At 63.7% G+C, this 14,663-nt stretch carries 14 protein-coding genes and 1 pseudogene; 6 read left to right on the forward strand and 9 right to left on the reverse strand.

Translation table 11 applies throughout. The features are described 5' to 3' along the window. Positions 1-40: 40 nt before the first annotated feature. Positions 41-862: an HTD2 family dehydratase gene (locus HZR81_RS12680; protein ID WP_230724843.1), complete on the reverse strand. Its 822-nt coding sequence runs from the start codon at positions 860-862 to the stop codon at positions 41-43. 123 nt (positions 863-985) lie between these two features. Here HZR81_RS12680 and HZR81_RS12685 point away from each other — a divergent pair, with 123 nt between their 5' ends. The 3 genes from HZR81_RS12685 (at position 986) to HZR81_RS12695 (ending at position 4,746) form a co-directional block, all read left to right on the forward strand. Further along, positions 986-1,879, forward strand: a complete 894-nt coding sequence (locus HZR81_RS12685) for a LysR family transcriptional regulator (protein ID WP_500128285.1) — start codon at positions 986-988, stop codon at positions 1,877-1,879. Between the two features lie 72 nt (positions 1,880-1,951). Beyond that, positions 1,952-3,277: a DUF2254 domain-containing protein gene (locus HZR81_RS12690; protein WP_500128286.1), complete on the forward strand. Its 1,326-nt coding sequence runs from the start codon at positions 1,952-1,954 to the stop codon at positions 3,275-3,277. 161 nt (positions 3,278-3,438) lie between these two features. Next, positions 3,439-4,746: an MFS transporter gene (locus HZR81_RS12695; RefSeq protein ID WP_125886418.1), complete on the forward strand. Its 1,308-nt coding sequence runs from the start codon at positions 3,439-3,441 to the stop codon at positions 4,744-4,746. Between the two features lie 4 nt (positions 4,747-4,750). Here the strand turns inward: HZR81_RS12695 and arfB are convergent, their stop codons facing one another. Further along, complete coding sequence (gene arfB, locus HZR81_RS12700; protein WP_500128287.1) at positions 4,751-5,164, reverse strand: alternative ribosome rescue aminoacyl-tRNA hydrolase ArfB; 414 nt, start codon at positions 5,162-5,164, stop codon at positions 4,751-4,753. 135 nt (positions 5,165-5,299) lie between these two features. Here arfB and HZR81_RS12705 point away from each other — a divergent pair, with 135 nt between their 5' ends. Then, a complete protein-coding gene (locus tag HZR81_RS12705; RefSeq protein ID WP_500128288.1) occupies positions 5,300-6,343 on the forward strand; it encodes a metal-dependent hydrolase in 1,044 nt (347 codons plus the stop codon). Positions 6,344-6,368: 25 nt separating this feature from the next. On the opposite strand, the gene HZR81_RS12710 is transcribed toward HZR81_RS12705, so the two are convergent. The 7 genes and pseudogenes from HZR81_RS12710 to HZR81_RS12740 all read right to left on the reverse strand — a co-directional run bounded on the left by HZR81_RS12710 (position 6,369) and on the right by HZR81_RS12740 (position 12,803). Next, the gene (locus HZR81_RS12710; RefSeq protein ID WP_500128295.1) at positions 6,369-7,241 is read right to left on the reverse strand and encodes a methyl-accepting chemotaxis protein; all 873 of its coding nucleotides are present in this window, start codon (positions 7,239-7,241) and stop codon (positions 6,369-6,371) included. Then, a pseudogene (locus HZR81_RS12715) lies at positions 7,227-8,321 on the reverse strand (HAMP domain-containing protein); the annotation flags it as partial. The pseudogene HZR81_RS12715 and the gene HZR81_RS12710, both read right to left, overlap by 15 nt. Before the next feature lie 158 nt (positions 8,322-8,479). Continuing rightward, positions 8,480-10,258, reverse strand: a complete 1,779-nt coding sequence (locus HZR81_RS12720; RefSeq protein WP_500128289.1) for an ABC transporter ATP-binding protein — start codon at positions 10,256-10,258, stop codon at positions 8,480-8,482. Next, on the reverse strand, positions 10,251-10,880 hold the full coding sequence (locus HZR81_RS12725) for a DsbA family protein (RefSeq protein WP_500128290.1): 630 nt from the start codon (positions 10,878-10,880) through the stop codon (positions 10,251-10,253). Before HZR81_RS12725 ends, HZR81_RS12720 begins: the two co-directional genes overlap by 8 nt. A gap of 46 nt (positions 10,881-10,926) precedes the next feature. After that, positions 10,927-11,862, reverse strand: coding sequence for an oxygen-dependent tRNA uridine(34) hydroxylase TrhO (trhO, locus tag HZR81_RS12730; RefSeq protein ID WP_500128291.1), 936 nt, complete (start codon positions 11,860-11,862; stop codon positions 10,927-10,929). Positions 11,863-11,988: 126 nt separating this feature from the next. Beyond that, entirely contained in the window at positions 11,989-12,285 is a 297-nt protein-coding gene (locus HZR81_RS12735) for a BolA family protein (RefSeq protein WP_013982451.1), read from the reverse strand. A gap of 11 nt (positions 12,286-12,296) precedes the next feature. Further along, entirely contained in the window at positions 12,297-12,803 is a 507-nt protein-coding gene (locus HZR81_RS12740) for a DUF2059 domain-containing protein (protein ID WP_500128292.1), read from the reverse strand. 147 nt (positions 12,804-12,950) lie between these two features. Between HZR81_RS12740 and HZR81_RS12745 the strand changes: the two genes are divergently transcribed. Further along, positions 12,951-14,345: a class II fumarate hydratase gene (locus HZR81_RS12745; protein WP_500128293.1), complete on the forward strand. Its 1,395-nt coding sequence runs from the start codon at positions 12,951-12,953 to the stop codon at positions 14,343-14,345. A 123-nt stretch (positions 14,346-14,468) separates the two neighbouring features. Further along, positions 14,469-14,663, forward strand: a 195-nt coding sequence (locus HZR81_RS12750) for a hypothetical protein (protein WP_500128294.1), incomplete at its 3' end; no start/stop codon positions are given.

The following is a 14,663-nucleotide window of genomic DNA, read 5'->3' on the forward strand; positions in this document are numbered from 1 at the left end:
GAGAGGGTTAGGGTGAGGGGGCGGAGTGCCGCCATACACCTCAGTCGAATTCCACTTCGGCTTTCTGCGCCAGGCCGTTGTGATCGCCGGCCCAGAGTTCGGCCTTGCCCGGCGCGACAATGCGCCCGCCGACCTCGAACGGCTGCGGTGCGATCAGCGGGCGCAGGCCGCGGTAGGCGAAGCGGCGCAGGCGGGCGTCGGGATTGGCGCGGCAGAAGGCGCGCAGGTTCAAGGTGGCGATCAGCGGGCCGTGAACGACCAGGCCGGCATAGCCTTCGGTCTCGGTGACGTAGGGCCAGTCGTAATGGATGCGATGGCCGTTGAAGGTGACCGCCGAATAACGGAACAGCAGCGTCGGCGTCGGCGTGACCGCTTCGCGCCAGCCACCGGCGACCATGGGTTCGCCGCTGCTGGTTTTCGGCGGGGTGGGCTCACGGTAGACGATGTCCTGTTCCTCGCGGATCGCCAGCCGGCTGTCCTGCAGATAGTCGTGCTGCACGGTGACGAACAGCAGCGCGCCGGTGCGGCCCTGTTTCTCCTCGATGTGCTTGATGGTAGACACGCGTCGCGCCTCGCCGCCGGCTTCCAGCGGACGCAGGAATTCGACCCGGCCGCCGGCCCACATGCGGTTGCGGTTGTCCGCCGGCGGCAGGAAGCCACCGCGCGCCGGGTGGCCATCCTCGCCGAGGCCGCTTTCGGCAACCGGCTCTTGGAAGAAGCACCATTGCCACAGCGGTGGCAACGCTTCGCCATGGGCGGGAGTGCTTTCGCCGAAGGTCGCGGCGATGCGCATCAGCAGGTTGCGGCTGAGCTGGTCGTGGACTTCTTCACTGCGGCCAATCCAGGCAGAGGTATCGGTCATCGTCGGGTTTCCGCTGTTGTCTTGTTTCGCTGGAGGATGCTACGAAGCCGGCGTTCCGAGAATTTGTATTTACCGACACCAGCGTTCGGCTAAGCTGAACACCTAGCCCAAACCGAGGCGTCTATGCACTTCGATCTGGCCGACCTGCGCCTGTTCATCCACATTGCCGAGTCCCCCAGCCTGACCCAGGGCGCACGACGCGCACACCTCTCGCCGGCAGCCGCCAGTGCGCGCATCAAGGCGCTGGAAGGCCAGCTCGACAGCCGCCTGCTTTACCGCGACAGCCGCGGTGTCGAGCTGACGCCGGCCGGCCACAAGTTGCTGCAGCATGCGCGGCTGATCATGCGCCAGGTGGACTACCTGAAAAGCGAGTTCACCGAATACGGCACCGACTCGGCCGGTCACATCCGCATCTTCGCCAACACCACGGCCGTAACCGAATTCCTGCCGGAGGTGCTGGCCGGATTTCTCGCCGAGCGCCCCGGCGTAAGCGTTGACCTGCAGGAGCGTCTGAGCCGCGACATCGTCCGCGGTGTGCTCGACGGCAGCACCGACATGGGCATCATCGCCGGGCCGGTACGCGCAGAGGGGCTTCAGGTGCTGCACTTCAGCACCGACCGCCTGTTGTTGGCAGTGCCGATCGGCCATCCGCTGGCAGGCGAGCGACAGGTTACGCTGCGTCAGACGCTGACCTACCAGCACATCGGCCTGCACGAGGGCAGCACCCTGCTGACCTTTCTGCGCGACCAAGTGGAAAAACTGGGTGGCCAGCTTTCCCTGCGCATCCAGGTCTCCAGCTTCGAGGCGGTTTGTCGGATGATCGAGGCCGGTGTGGGCATCGGCATCATTCCCGAGTCGGCAGCGCGCCGGCACAGCCGCACCATGCAGCTCGCGCTGGTGACGCTGGACGAACCCTGGGCGGTGCGCGAGCGCAGCATTCTGGTTCGCGAACTGGACGCGCTGCCCGGCAGCGTGCGTGCGCTGATCGCGACCCTCGTGGCCGACGGCCCGGCCTGAAGCGAACGATAGTCGCCGCTTGCTGCCGAACGGCGGTAGACACGTATCGCCGGATCACCGCAGGGAGCTGCCATGCCATCACTGACCAACAGGCTGTTTCGCCTGTATCACCGCGTCACCGGCAGCATCGCCTTCTACCCGACCCTGATCGCGGTGGGCCTGGCAGTTCTCTGCGTCGTGACGATCCTGCTGGAGATGACCTGGCTGCAGCCGTACAAGGAAGATCTGGACCTCGGCCTGGTGAAGAACGCCGAGAATGCCCGACTGATCCTCGGCACCCTGGTCGGCGGAATCATTTCGCTGATGGTGTTCAGCTTCTCGATGGTGATGGTGGTGCTCAACTCGGCCGCCTCCTCGCTGTCGCCGCGGGTCATTCCCGGCCTGATCAGCAGCCGCAGTCATCAGGTGGTGCTCGGCGTCTATCTCGGCACGATCATCGATTCGCTGATGCTGATCTCGACCATTCAGGAAGGCGACGACATCAACGTACCGAGCCTGGGCATCTTCCTGGCGCTGGGGCTCGCGGTGATCTGCCTGTGTCTGTTCGTGTACTTCATCCGTTCCATTTCGCTGTCGATCCAGGTGGATTTCATCCTCAACCGCGTCTACAAACAGACCCTCGGCCAGCTGCGCGCACGCCGCCGTCAGCTACAAGACAGCCATGCGCCGGCCTGGCCGGACGACGCGCAATGGACAGTCGTGCGTGCGCGGCGCTCGGGCTACTTCAAGGCGCTGAACGTCGCCGCCGCCCAGGACCTCCTCGAAGAGCAGGACGCGCGCATGACCGTGCAGGTGCACTACGGCTTCTTCGTCATGCCCGGACATCCATTGATACGCATCGACCGTGAACTCGACGAGAACTGCACGAACCGTCTGCTCGACTGTTTCGACTTCTATGTCGAGGAGTACGCGCAGCGGCACTTCTTCTTTGGCTTCAAGCAGATCGTCGAAATCGCCGTGCGCGCCCTGAGCCCGGGGATCAACGACCCGGGAACGGCGATCAAGGCGATCGACATGCTGGGCGTACTGCTGGCCGAGCGCATGCAGATGCCCGACCACGAGGTCGCCCGCGCCGAGGATCGACCGCGGATTTTGATCCGCGAGCTGAATCTGCATCAGCTGCTGCAGATGACCTTCGGCCCGCAGCGCCGCTATGGCGCTGACGACCTACAGGTTCTGCAAGCACTGCTGCAGGCCTGCAAGAACCTGCTCTACGCCGCCGAGGATGCCGATACCGAACGGGTGCTGCTGCGCCATGCCCAGGCGGTGGTCGACCAGGCGGCGATCAGCCTGACCGGCGTGCTCGACCGCGAGGCGATGGTCGAAGCCGTGCAGTCGCTGAACCAGGCCGTGCGCCATGCCAAGCCATTGCAGTGCGCGACGCTGCGGGAATCCTGAATGGCCCCGGCTGCCAAATGCACAACGCAGGGAGCGTCGGCCCTACCAGCCGCCGCTTCCCACGACCTTGTTATGAAAATTAGTAAGTTAGGTCACATCATCGGCCAGCGTCCGACGCACCTGGACTTGCCTTCACCGGCTTCGCTGCCTAGGGTTACCGCATGACGTCCTTGATCGCTCCCATCAGTTCACTGCTCGCCGGTGTGGCTCTGCTGCTGCTCGGCCACGGGCTACTCAACACACTCCTGACCCTGCGCGGCGTGGCCGAAGGCTATTCGACAGGGATGGTTGGCCTGCTGATGTCCGGCTATTTCGCCGGTTTTCTCGTCGGCACCTGGCTGGCGCCTTCGCTGATCCGGCGGGTTGGGCACATCCGCACCTTTTCCTTCTACGCCTCGCTGGCGGCCACCGCCGTGCTGCTGCACGTGATGATCGTCAATCCGTGGGTATGGCTGGTGTTGCGGGTGGTCTACGGCATCGCGCTGGTGACGCTGTACATGGTCATCGAGAGCTGGCTCAACGCCCAGGTCAGCGGCGAGAAGCGCGGCCAGGTATTTGCCGTATACATGGCGGTCAATCTGGGTGCCCTGGCGGCTGCGCAGCAGTTGCTGGGGCTCGACAGCCCGATGGAATTCACCCTGTTTGCCCTGGCGACCATCCTCATCGGCGGCGCGATGATGCCCATCACCCTGACCCGCCAGCCGCAGCCGACCCTGCCCGACATTCCCCCGACCGACCTGCTGCAACTGGCGCGCATCGCCCCGCTGCCGCTGATGGCGGCCGGGGTATCCGGCTTCGTCCTCGGCGGGTTCTGGGGCCTGGCGCCGGTGTACGCCAGCGAGATCGGCTTCGATGCGGCCGGTGTGGGCCTGCTGATGAGCATCACCATCCTCGGCGGCGCCGTGCTGCAGTGGCCGATCGGGCTGTTTTCCGACAAACATGAGCGGCGCACCGTGCTGCTCTGGGTGGTGGCGCTGGCCGCCATTCTCGCGCTCGCCGTAGCACCGCTGATGGCCAGCCCGTTGCTGCTGGGGCTGATGTTCGTCTGGGGCGGGCTGGCCTTTTCCATCTACTCCATCGCCGTCGCGCAGATGGTCGATCAGCTCAATCCCGACGAGATTCTGTCCGGCTCCAGCGGCCTGCTATTGGCCAACGGCTTCGGCGCCGCGCTGGGCCCGGTGGCGGCCGGCGGCCTGATGCATCTGGCCGGCCCCATCGCCCTGCCGCTGTTCTTCGCGGTAGGCCTCGGCGTGCTGGCATTCTATGCGTTCTACCGGCCGCGCAAGGTGTTCGACTTGGTCACCGAACCGCACGGCCACTTCACGCCGATCCTGCGCACCAGTCCCACGGTCATGGAGCTGATGCCCGACACCCCGGAAGACGCTGCCAGCCACGAACCGGCCAACGAAAGCGAGCTGGACGACATGCCTCCCGCCGAGGCAACAGACGAGGTGCGCACCGGCACCTGAGGGCTTAGTAGTCCACCCGCCCGCGCCCGGCCTTGATCGCACCGCGTTTGCTCTTGCCCTCCAGACGGCGCCTCTTCGAGCCCAGGGTCGGCTTGGTCGGGCGCCGGGCTTTCTCCACTTTGCCGACGCTGCGAATCAGCTCCGCCAGCCGCTCGAGCGCATCGAGACGATTCTGCTCCTGGGTGCGGTAGCGCTGCGCCTTGATGATGACTACACCCTCCGCGGTGATGCGACTGTCGCGCAGCGCCAGCAAACGTTCTTTGTAGAACGCCGGCAGTGACGAGCCCCGGATGTCGAAACGCAGGTGCAACGCGCTGGACACCTTGTTGACGTTCTGCCCGCCGGCACCCTGGGCGCGTATCGCGGTCAATTCGATCTCGGCATCCGGCAGCTGCACGGTATTGGAAATTTCCAGCATGGAGTGCGCCATGGACGATTGAGCTGGCGATTGTCCTACGCCGTGCCGAACCACGACATACTTTTTCGAAATTTGCCGATCAGGTGCCGCCGGCGCTTCGGCTAAGGTAATTTCCCCGCCCCCAGGGATCTGCATATGGACTCGATCACCCAGGCCTTACTTGGCGCCAGCGTACAGGGCGCGATGCTCGGACGCTGGCAAGGCCGCAAGGCGCTCGCCTACGGCTCCGTGCTCGGCACCCTGCCCGACCTCGACGTGGTCATCGACTACGGCGATGCAGTCGCCAACATGACCTATCACCGCGGCTTCAGCCATTCGCTGTTCGTCCTCAGCCTGCTCGCCGTGTTGCTGACCTGGCTGATCCGGCGATTCCGCCCCGACGAGCGATACTCCGGCACCCGACTATTCCTCACCATCTGGCTGGTGCTGATCACCCATGTGCTGCTGGACGCCTTCACCAGCTATGGCACGCAGCTGCTATGGCCGCTGACCACCCCACCGATCGCCTGGTCCAGCATCTTCATCATCGACCCGCTCTACAGCGTGCCGCTGCTGATCGCGGTGCTGGCCGGCGCGCTGTTCGGCCTGCATGGCCGCACCGCCCGATGGCCGGCGTACGCGCTGTTGCTGACCAGCTGCTACCTGGGCTTCACTCTTGCCGGCAAACAGATGGCCGAGCAGCGCGTGCAAGCGAGCATCAGCCGCCAGGGCATCGAGGTCGAGCGGATGTTCAGCACGCCGACGCCGTTCAACAGCCTGCTCTGGCGGGTGATTCTGGTGGACGGCGAGCACTACTACGAAACGCTGGTCAGCTGGCTGGACGCTGCGCCGCCGAGCCTGGTGCGTCTCCCGCGCAACGAGCACCTTGCCGACGCGCTGCAGGAATCGCCGCAGCACCAACGCCTGCGATGGTTCACCGGCGATGTACTGCGCTACGACAAGGATGGCGATCAGTTACTGGTCACCGATTTGAGGCTCGGCATGACCGGCTTCCATCCCTTCCGTTTCCCGCTGGCCAAACGTAGCAACGAAGATTGGCGGCTCATCCGTGCCCCCGAGCGCTTGCCGGCCAACCGGGACGACATGAGTCGGCTGCTCAGCATCTGGGAGCGTATCTGGCACCAGGAGCCGGCATTGCCGCTGGCAGCCTGGGCCGCCGAATTGAATGGCCGCCGCTGATGACAGGAAGCACCAGCGGCCGCGCTCAGGTGCGGAACTGACGAACCAGTTCCTGCAACTCCAGCCCCAGGCGTGCCAGCTCGGCGCTGGCCCCGGCAGTCTGCTCCGTGGCACTGGCGCTCTGGTCGCCGATATCACGCACGCGCGTCACGCTTTCGGAAATGCTCTCGGCTACCGCGCTCTGCTGCTCGGCCGCCGCGGCGATCTGCTGGTTCATCTGCTCGATGGTGGAGACCGACTCGGTGATCCGCCCCAACGCAACACCCGCTTCGTTAGCCAACTCGACGGTGCGCTGGGTGAGCGAACGACTGCTCTGCATCTGTTCCACCGCCTGCTGCGCAACGCGCTGCAGATTGCCGATCAGGCCTTCGATCTCTTCGGTGGAGTCGTGGGTGCGCCGCGCCAGGGCGCGCACTTCGTCCGCAACAACAGCGAAGCCGCGGCCCTGCTCGCCAGCGCGAGCCGCCTCGATGGCCGCGTTCAGTGCCAATAGATTGGTCTGCTCGGCGACCGCACGAATGACTTCGAGCACGCTGCCGATCCGCCCGCTTTCGGCGTGCAGCGCTTCGATGGCGTGTGCCGACTGGTCCACCTCTCCGGCCAGACTGCCGACCTGCCCGACTGCATCGCGCACCACCCGATCACCCTGGCGAGCCTGCTGGTCAGCCTGCCGCGCCGCGGTAGAAGCCTGTTCAGCGTTGCGCGCGACCTCCTGCACCGTCGCCGCCATCTCGTGCATCGCAGTCGCCACCTGCTCGGTCTCGACACGCTGGGTCTGCACACCAGTGCTGGTCTGCGCGGTCACTGCCGAAAGCTGGTCAGCCGCCGCGGCGATCTGGCTAACGCCGCCACCGATGCGCCCGATCAGGTTACGCAGGCTGTTGGTCATGTCGTGCATGGCGTTCTGCAGCTGGCCGACCTCATCGCGACGCGCGCTCGCCTGGGAATGGGTCAGGTCGCCAGCAGCAACGCGCTGAGCTTGCTGGACGGTGCTGCGAAGCGGGCCGACGATCATTCGCGAAATGACCGTGGCGGCCAGCAGGCCGACGAGAATGGCCAGCGCGCCAATCACGCCGAGCAACATGTAGCTGCTGCTTTTCTGTTGCTGCATAGCGCTGCTGGCATTAGCCAAAGCCTCGTCGGCAGCTGCGATTACCACTTCGGACTGCTGAGCCATCGACTGTTCGAGCGCGAGGCGTTCGCTACGATTCTGACGAAACTCGTCGAACGCCAGCTTGTACTGGTCCAGCTCGGCCAAGGCCTTGTCCATGGAAGCCTTCTGGTCATCGTTCAGCCAGATCTTCAGATTGCTGCCGATGGTGGTCACGTTCCCGTGCAAGTCGCTCCAGCTCTTTGCCGCTTCATCCGAGCTGTTGGCAACGTAGACATTCTCCAGGGTACGCATGTCCAGAATCTGCTTGGTCAGCCCCGAGGTCGCCTCGGCCACCGTCAGCGGATCGCTGCCCTTGAGGCGATCACCTTCCAGGCGCAGCACGCGCACGGCGTCGTACATGTCCAGCTCGATGAATTCGAACTCTTCACGGCTGACCTGAGCAGTCTCCTGCATGCGCGTGCGCAGCTTCACGCCACGCTCGATCAGCGCCATGTAACGGTCGAATTGCCGGCTGTACTCTTCTGCAGCCTGCTGAATACGTGTCAGGTAGGCCCGCTCCTGCGTACTTGAAGTACTCGCCAAGCCTGCCAGCTCGGTACCGAGTTGCTGCAATGATGCGTGCAGCGCATCGGCCGAGGATTGCTGACGCGTCAGAGCGTAGTCACGCTCGGCGCCGCGCGCCGACAGGATCGACGCGTTGACGCTGGACAGCTGCTCGATCTGTAGCGCCCGGCCAAGGATCTCCTCGACTGCAACAAAGCCGGTGGCGGCCACGCCTGCAGTAAGCAGGAGCACGACGCCAAATCCGGCGATGAGCTTCTTGCCGACCGAGAGATTGGTAAATAGGTTCTGCACTGGTTCCATCAGAGAAATCCCACGAAAAAGCACAATCGGGAAGTCGGCCGAGATTACTAATAGTTGAGCGTTTCGTCTGGTTTTTTTGGGCGCCTTAAGACTGACGGTAGCCGAGCGAAATCGGCCGATGCCGGTTGGCCGACCGCAATGACCGCATCGGGCTCGGACTAATGCTGTAGATGCCCGTAAAGACGCGCGTAGAGACCACCCTCGGCGATCAACTGCAGATGATCACCCTCCTCGGCGATCCGTCCGCCATCGAAGACGAGCACCCTGTCCGCCTGCTTCACGGCCGACAGGCGGTGCGCGATGATCAGCGTCGTACGCCCCTGCAGAAAGCGGTTGAGTCCCTGGTGCAGGGCATATTCGGTGGCAGCGTCGAGCGCCGAGGTGGCTTCGTCGAGGATCACCACCTTCGGTTCGGCCAGCACCATCCGCGCCACGGCCAACCGCTGGCGCTGACCGCCGGACAGACGAACGCCGGAGCGACCCACTATGCTGTCGAGCCCATCCGGTAACTGGCGAACGGTCTCGGCAAGTTGAGCGATCTCCAGCGCGCGCCAGCACTGATGGTCGTCGCGTTCCCGGCCCATGGTCAGGTTGGCCCGCACCGTATCGTTGAACAGCGCCGGGTGCTGCAGCACAACGGCGACGTTGTCGCGCACAACGCCCAGGCTGATCTCTTCCAGCGGTACGCCGCCGAAGCGAATCTCGCCGGACTGAGGTTGATACAGCCCCAGCAATAGTTGCACCAGCGTGCTCTTGCCGCCACCGCTGGCGCCTACGACCGCCACCTTCTCGCCAGCGGCAACGCTGAGGTCCAGACCCTCCAGTACCGGTTCATCCTGATAGGCGAACGTCAAACCCCGCACATCGATCGCAACCGTTGCTTGATTAGCGAAAGGATCCCGCCCACCCGGATACTGCGGCTCGTCCGCGCGGGCCAGCAGCTGATTAATCCGCCCCAAAGCGCCGCCGGCGGCATAGAAGGCGTATTGCAGGCTCAGCAATTGCTCCACCGGTCCGATCATGAACCAGAGGTAGCTGAATACGGCGAGCATCTGGCCAATCGACAGATCGGAGAACAGTACGGTCAGCATCGCCGCGGCACGGAACACGTCGATGCCGAACTGGAACAGCAGGCCGCTGGCGCGATTGGAGGCGTCGGTCTTCCACTGCGAAGCGACGGCGTAGTCGCGGACCTCCCGCGCCCGGAGCCCCAGTCGACCAAGGAAGAATCCCTGGCGGTTGCCCGCACGGACTTCCTGTATCGCATCGAGGGTTTCGGTAAGCGCCTGGGTGAAGCGCGAGGTGCTGTCGTTCTCCAGCTTCTTCAGGTGCTTCACCCGCTTGCCCAGCTGCACGGTGGCGTAGATCACCAGCGGGTTGAAAAGCAGGATCAGCAGCGCCAGCTGCCAGTGCATCCATATCAGAATGGCCGCTGTGCCGATGATCGATAGCACTGCCACTAGCAGACGACTGAGGGTGTCACCGATGAACTTGTCGATGGTCTCCAGATCGGTGACCAGATGAGTCGCAACCGTACCACCGCCGAGGCTCTCGTACTCACCGAGGGCGATGCGTTTGAGACGCTCGATCAGCCGCACGCGTATGCGATAGACGATGTCCTTCGACAGCCGGGCGAACAGCCGCGCCTGCAAGACGTTGAAGACCAGGGCCGAGGCCCGCAGCAGCAGGGTTATACCGAGCATCAGGCCGATGTAGCCGGCCGCCGTTTCCCAGCTGGGGGGCAGGAAGCGATCCATCACGCGCAGTGCCGCATCGCCGGTGCCGAGCAGCACTTCGTCTACCAGCAACGGCAATAGCAAGGGGATCGGCACGCTGCAGAGCGTGGCCAGAACCGCGACCAGGTTGGCCAGAATCAAGGCCTTGCGGTGGCGCAGCGCAAGGCGGCGAATCTCCGCCCAACTGAGCTGGTCAGGCATGCGCGTTGTGCTCCAGCCAGCGGCCAAGTAATGGGGCCAGTACTGTCAGCGGCTGATAGCCGTTGGTGAGCAGTGCCAGTTGGCCCTGGTGCTCGGCGAGCAGCGTCGGGAACCCGGCGATACCAAGATTCTCGGCCCAGCTGAAATCCGCTGACGTTTCGGCCTTGGTGGCCGGGTCGTCATAGCGCTCGGCGAAGCGCTCGCGGGAGAACCCAGCCGCCTCGGCCAGCTCCACCAGCAGCGCGGCTTGCGTGACATCACGCCCCTGCTGGTAGAAGGCCTGCTGGATCAGCAGCGACAGCGGCCAGACCCGGCTTTCATCGAGCCCGCGCGCGGCGACCAGGGCTCGGCATGCAGGCTCGGTGTTGTAGATCAATCCCGCCGGAAAACCGCCCTCGAAATCGAATGGCTGTCCAGTGGCGTTATGCACAGCTTGCCAGTAGGACAGCGTGCGCGAGCGCCCGGCCTCATCCATCGCGACATGTTCCCGGCGCAGGCCGCCGACCTTCAGCACGAGCGGCACACCGTGCTCCGCGGCCTGCTCGACAAGGCCCTGCAGCACGGGAGCGAAGCCCCAGCACCACGAACACATCGGATCCATCACATAGATCAGTCGGGCCACTTCGTTACTCCCCTTACTGCTTGGCGTGCTCGCGGGCTGGTGTGAATCAGCGTTCCTGCTCCCGCGGATCACGGCCGATGGGGTGAGGCTGGTTGCGCTGGCGGGCCAGCTCGATCTGCTTCTGCCGTTCGCGCGCACCGGCTCGCGTCTTCTCGCTCAGAGTGTCCCAGCAATGCGGACAGCTGATACCGGCAGCGTAGTGCTCCGATTGCCGGTCTTCCACGGACAGCGGGGCGCGGCAGGCATGACACAGGTCGAACTCACCGGCACTCAGGTCATGGCGAACGGTGACCCGGTTGTCGAACACGAAGCAGTCGCCCTTCCAGCGCGACTCGGCCTCGGGTACCTCTTCCAGGTATTTGAGAATGCCGCCCTTGAGGTGATAAACCTCTTCGAACCCTTCGCCAAGCATGTAGCTCGAGGCCTTCTCGCAGCGAATGCCGCCGGTACAGAACATCGCGACCTTCTTGTGCTTCGCCGGGTCGTAATGCGCCTTGATGTAATCGGGGAATTCGCGGAACGACTTGGTCTGCGGATCGATCGCGCCCTCGAAGGTACCGATCGCCACTTCGTAGTCGTTGCGGGTGTCGATCAGCAGAACCTCGGGATCGTCGATCAGCGCGTTCCAATCCCGCGGCTCGACGTAGGTACCGACCCGCTGATTGGGATCGACACCGGGTACGCCCAGCGTGACGATCTCCTTCTTCAACTTCACCTTGGTGCGATAGAACGGCTGTTCGTCGCAGTAGGATTCCTTGTGGTCGATGTCAGCCAGGCGAGGGTCGCGGCGAAACCAGTCGAGCAGCGCATCGATCGCCTCGCGGGTTCCGGATACCGTGCCATTGATGCCCTCCTCCGCCAGCAGCAGGGTGCCCTTGATGCCGTTCTCGGTAAGCGTCGCGAAGAGAGGGTCACGCAAGGCGACGTAGTCCGGCAGCGATACGAACTTGTAAAGCGCTGCCACAACGATTTTTCGTGTCATGGGGTTTTCCACCAGTGGTCACCCGCGTAAAGGGTGGACCGGATACAAACGAAAGCGCCGGCGTGGGCCGGCGCGAGCGCGATTCTAGCAAAGAACATCCGGGATGTTTCCCGTCCGTTGTCGCCTCTATTTATGCCCACCGGCGCAAACCGGTGATGCCGGAGCCACACGCTGCTGGGCCCATTCTTCCGGCGTGTAGGTGTGCAGGGCGAGTGCATGGATCTGCTGCATCAGCGGGCCCATGGCGGCGTAGGCTTTCTGGTGCCGCTTGACTGAATTCAGACCCGCGAACTGCTCGCTGACGATGACCGCCTTGTAGTGCGTCTCCAGGCCGCGGCTGTGAGTGTGGCTTTCATCGAGCACTTCCAGATGCTCGGGCTGCAGAACCTGCAGGGCGTTTTGGATCAGATCGAGTTTGCGCATTGCCTGCTCTCTCAAGGCTTCTGTTTTTCGAGTTCGGCCGTCATGTCGGCCAACAGCTTGTTCACTTCCGGCACCGCGCTTTCGAGTTTGGCCTGGGTTAGCTGGGCAGACCGTGCATTGAGCTCCGGCAGCTTGGCGAGCATCTTCTTGCCCAGTGGCGACTGATAGAAATCGATCAGCTGATTCAACTCGGTTTCGGAAAACTGGCTGGTATACAGGGACACCAGATCGGGCTTCAGCTTGTCCCAGCCTATGGCCTTGTCCAGCGCGGTGTTGGCCTGGGCTTGATAGCGCTCGAGCATCGCCTTCTTGCTCTCGGGCGCCTGAGCCTCGGCGAAACGCTGCGCGAACATCTGCTGTACTTGTGCATAGACAGGCACCGCAAGCCGATCGGCGTTCGCCAGGTTGAGGAAACGCTCCGCGCTGCTGGCGTGGCTGGCGGTGTCGGCCAATGCCGAAGAGCTGATGCAGACAAACAGAATTGCACAGCGCAACGCCTGGGTACGTAAGGTTGGCATTGGAAATCCCTTGGGAAGGCGATAGGTAGCCCTCAATGGACACATTCTGCGCCGAGAGTTCCAATGCCTCAAGCAACGACCGGCGGGCTATGGAACCGCCGGCATCGCAAGGCGGCCTAAACCAGCAATATCGAGCAGGAGCATGGCATGACGCGTATAGAAACCGACAGCCTGGGGCAGGTCGACGTACCGGAGCAGGCTTACTGGGGTGCCCAGACGCAACGTTCGCTGAGCAATTTCGCAATCGGTGCCGAGCGCATGCCGATCGAGGTGCTACATGCGCTGGCGCTGATCAAGAAGGCGGCAGCCAGGGTCAACAACCGCATCGGCGACCTGCCGCCCGACGTCGCGCGACTGATCGAACAGGCCGCCGACGAGATCCTGCATGCCCAGCACGACGACCAGTTTCCGCTGGTGGTCTGGCAGACCGGTAGCGGCACGCAGAGCAACATGAACGTCAACGAGGTCATCGCCGGTCGCGCCAACGAGCTGGCCGGTGGCAAGCGTGGCGGCAAGTCTCCCGTGCATCCCAACGACCACGTCAATCGCGCGCAAAGCTCCAACGACTGCTTCCCCACAGCGATGCACATCGCCGCCGCCAAGGCGGTCCACGGTGAGCTGCTTCCGGCTTTGGCCGAGCTGTCCGGCGGGCTGGCCGAACTGGCCGCGCGGCACAACAAGCTGATCAAGACCGGGCGCACCCATATGATGGACGCCACGCCGATCACCTTCGGCCAAGAGATGTCGGCATTCGTCGCTCAGCTCGACATCGCCGAGCGGACGATTCGCCAGTGCCTTCCGGCTGTTTATGAACTGGCGCAAGGCGGCACCGCAGTAGGTACCGGTTTGAACTCGCCACATGGCTTCGCCGAAGCGATCGCAGCCGAGCTGGCCGCCCTGTCCGGGCTGCCGTTCGTCTCGGCACCGAACAAGTTCGCCGCCTTGGCCGGCCACGAGCCACTGGTCGCGCTCTCCGGCGCGCTGAAGACGCTGGCGGTCGCCTTGATGAAACTCGCCAATGACCTTCGTCTGCTCGGCTCAGGACCTCGCGGAGGCTTCGCCGAAGTGCGATTGCCAGCCAACGAGCCTGGCAGCTCGATCATGCCAGGCAAGGTCAACCCGACCCAGTGCGAAGCGCTGTCCATGCTCGCCTGCCAGGTGATGGGCAACGACATGACCATCAGCTTCGCAGCGAGCCAGGGTCATCTGCAACTCAACGTGTTCAAGCCGGTGATCATCCATAACCTGCTCCAGTCGATACGGCTTCTGTCCGATGGCTGTCGTAACTTCAATACCCACTGCATCGCCGGTCTCGAGCCCGACCCGGCACGCATCGCAGAACATCTTGAGCGCGGTCTCATGCTGGTCACTGCGCTGAATCCGCATATCGGCTACGACCGAGCGGCAGAGATCGCGAAGAAGGCTTATGCCGAAGGCGCCACCTTGAGAGAGGCAGCGCTGGAGCTTGGCTATTTGACTAGTGATGAGTTCGACGATTGGGTACGTCCAGAGACCATGCTGGGTTCGGGCAACAGCGATTAGCGAACGGCGGGCGGCTTGGAATCGAGGTTTGAGCAGTGAGGTCTCGGTCAGTCGCTGGCACGCTCCTGGCAGTTGCTGCGCTAACAGCTATAAGGTCCTATCCGCCCTGCTATGAACTAGGCATTGACCGAAGCAGCCCAGGTCATGCACTCGCAATCTGGTCATGGCGAAGCGTGCAATTTCGTGATCCATGCACAGCAGCTATTGCGCTGGGCCTCCGCCAAAGGAGTAGCTGCGGTGACTTATCGGCCTTCACAAACCAGTGGCCGTCCAAGCATTTTCTCGGCGCAAAAGCAAACCCCCGGCCCGCGTATGCGG

The organism is Pseudomonas sp. LM13 (genome assembly GCF_041381355.1).
GTDB classification, from domain to species: domain Bacteria; phylum Pseudomonadota; class Gammaproteobacteria; order Pseudomonadales; family Pseudomonadaceae; genus Stutzerimonas; species Stutzerimonas frequens.

What these genes read in the sequence shown, in the direction of transcription:
- HZR81_RS12680 (WP_230724843.1), bottom strand. Translation starts at nt 862, where the DNA reads ATGACCGATACCTCTGCCTGGATTGGCCGCAGTGAAGAAGTCCACGAC.
- HZR81_RS12685 (WP_500128285.1), top strand. Translation starts at nt 986, where the DNA reads ATGCACTTCGATCTGGCCGACCTGCGCCTGTTCATCCACATTGCCGAG.
- HZR81_RS12690 (WP_500128286.1), top strand. Translation starts at nt 1,952, where the DNA reads ATGCCATCACTGACCAACAGGCTGTTTCGCCTGTATCACCGCGTCACC.
- HZR81_RS12695 (WP_125886418.1), top strand. Translation starts at nt 3,439, where the DNA reads ATGACGTCCTTGATCGCTCCCATCAGTTCACTGCTCGCCGGTGTGGCT.
- arfB (WP_500128287.1), bottom strand. Translation starts at nt 5,164, where the DNA reads ATGCTGGAAATTTCCAATACCGTGCAGCTGCCGGATGCCGAGATCGAA.
- HZR81_RS12705 (WP_500128288.1), top strand. Translation starts at nt 5,300, where the DNA reads ATGGACTCGATCACCCAGGCCTTACTTGGCGCCAGCGTACAGGGCGCG.
- HZR81_RS12710 (WP_500128295.1), bottom strand. Translation starts at nt 7,241, where the DNA reads ATGCACGACATGACCAACAGCCTGCGTAACCTGATCGGGCGCATCGGT.
- HZR81_RS12720 (WP_500128289.1), bottom strand. Translation starts at nt 10,258, where the DNA reads ATGCCTGACCAGCTCAGTTGGGCGGAGATTCGCCGCCTTGCGCTGCGC.
- trhO (WP_500128291.1), bottom strand. Translation starts at nt 11,862, where the DNA reads ATGACACGAAAAATCGTTGTGGCAGCGCTTTACAAGTTCGTATCGCTG.
- HZR81_RS12735 (WP_013982451.1), bottom strand. Translation starts at nt 12,285, where the DNA reads ATGCGCAAACTCGATCTGATCCAAAACGCCCTGCAGGTTCTGCAGCCC.
- HZR81_RS12740 (WP_500128292.1), bottom strand. Translation starts at nt 12,803, where the DNA reads ATGCCAACCTTACGTACCCAGGCGTTGCGCTGTGCAATTCTGTTTGTC.
- HZR81_RS12745 (WP_500128293.1), top strand. Translation starts at nt 12,951, where the DNA reads ATGACGCGTATAGAAACCGACAGCCTGGGGCAGGTCGACGTACCGGAG.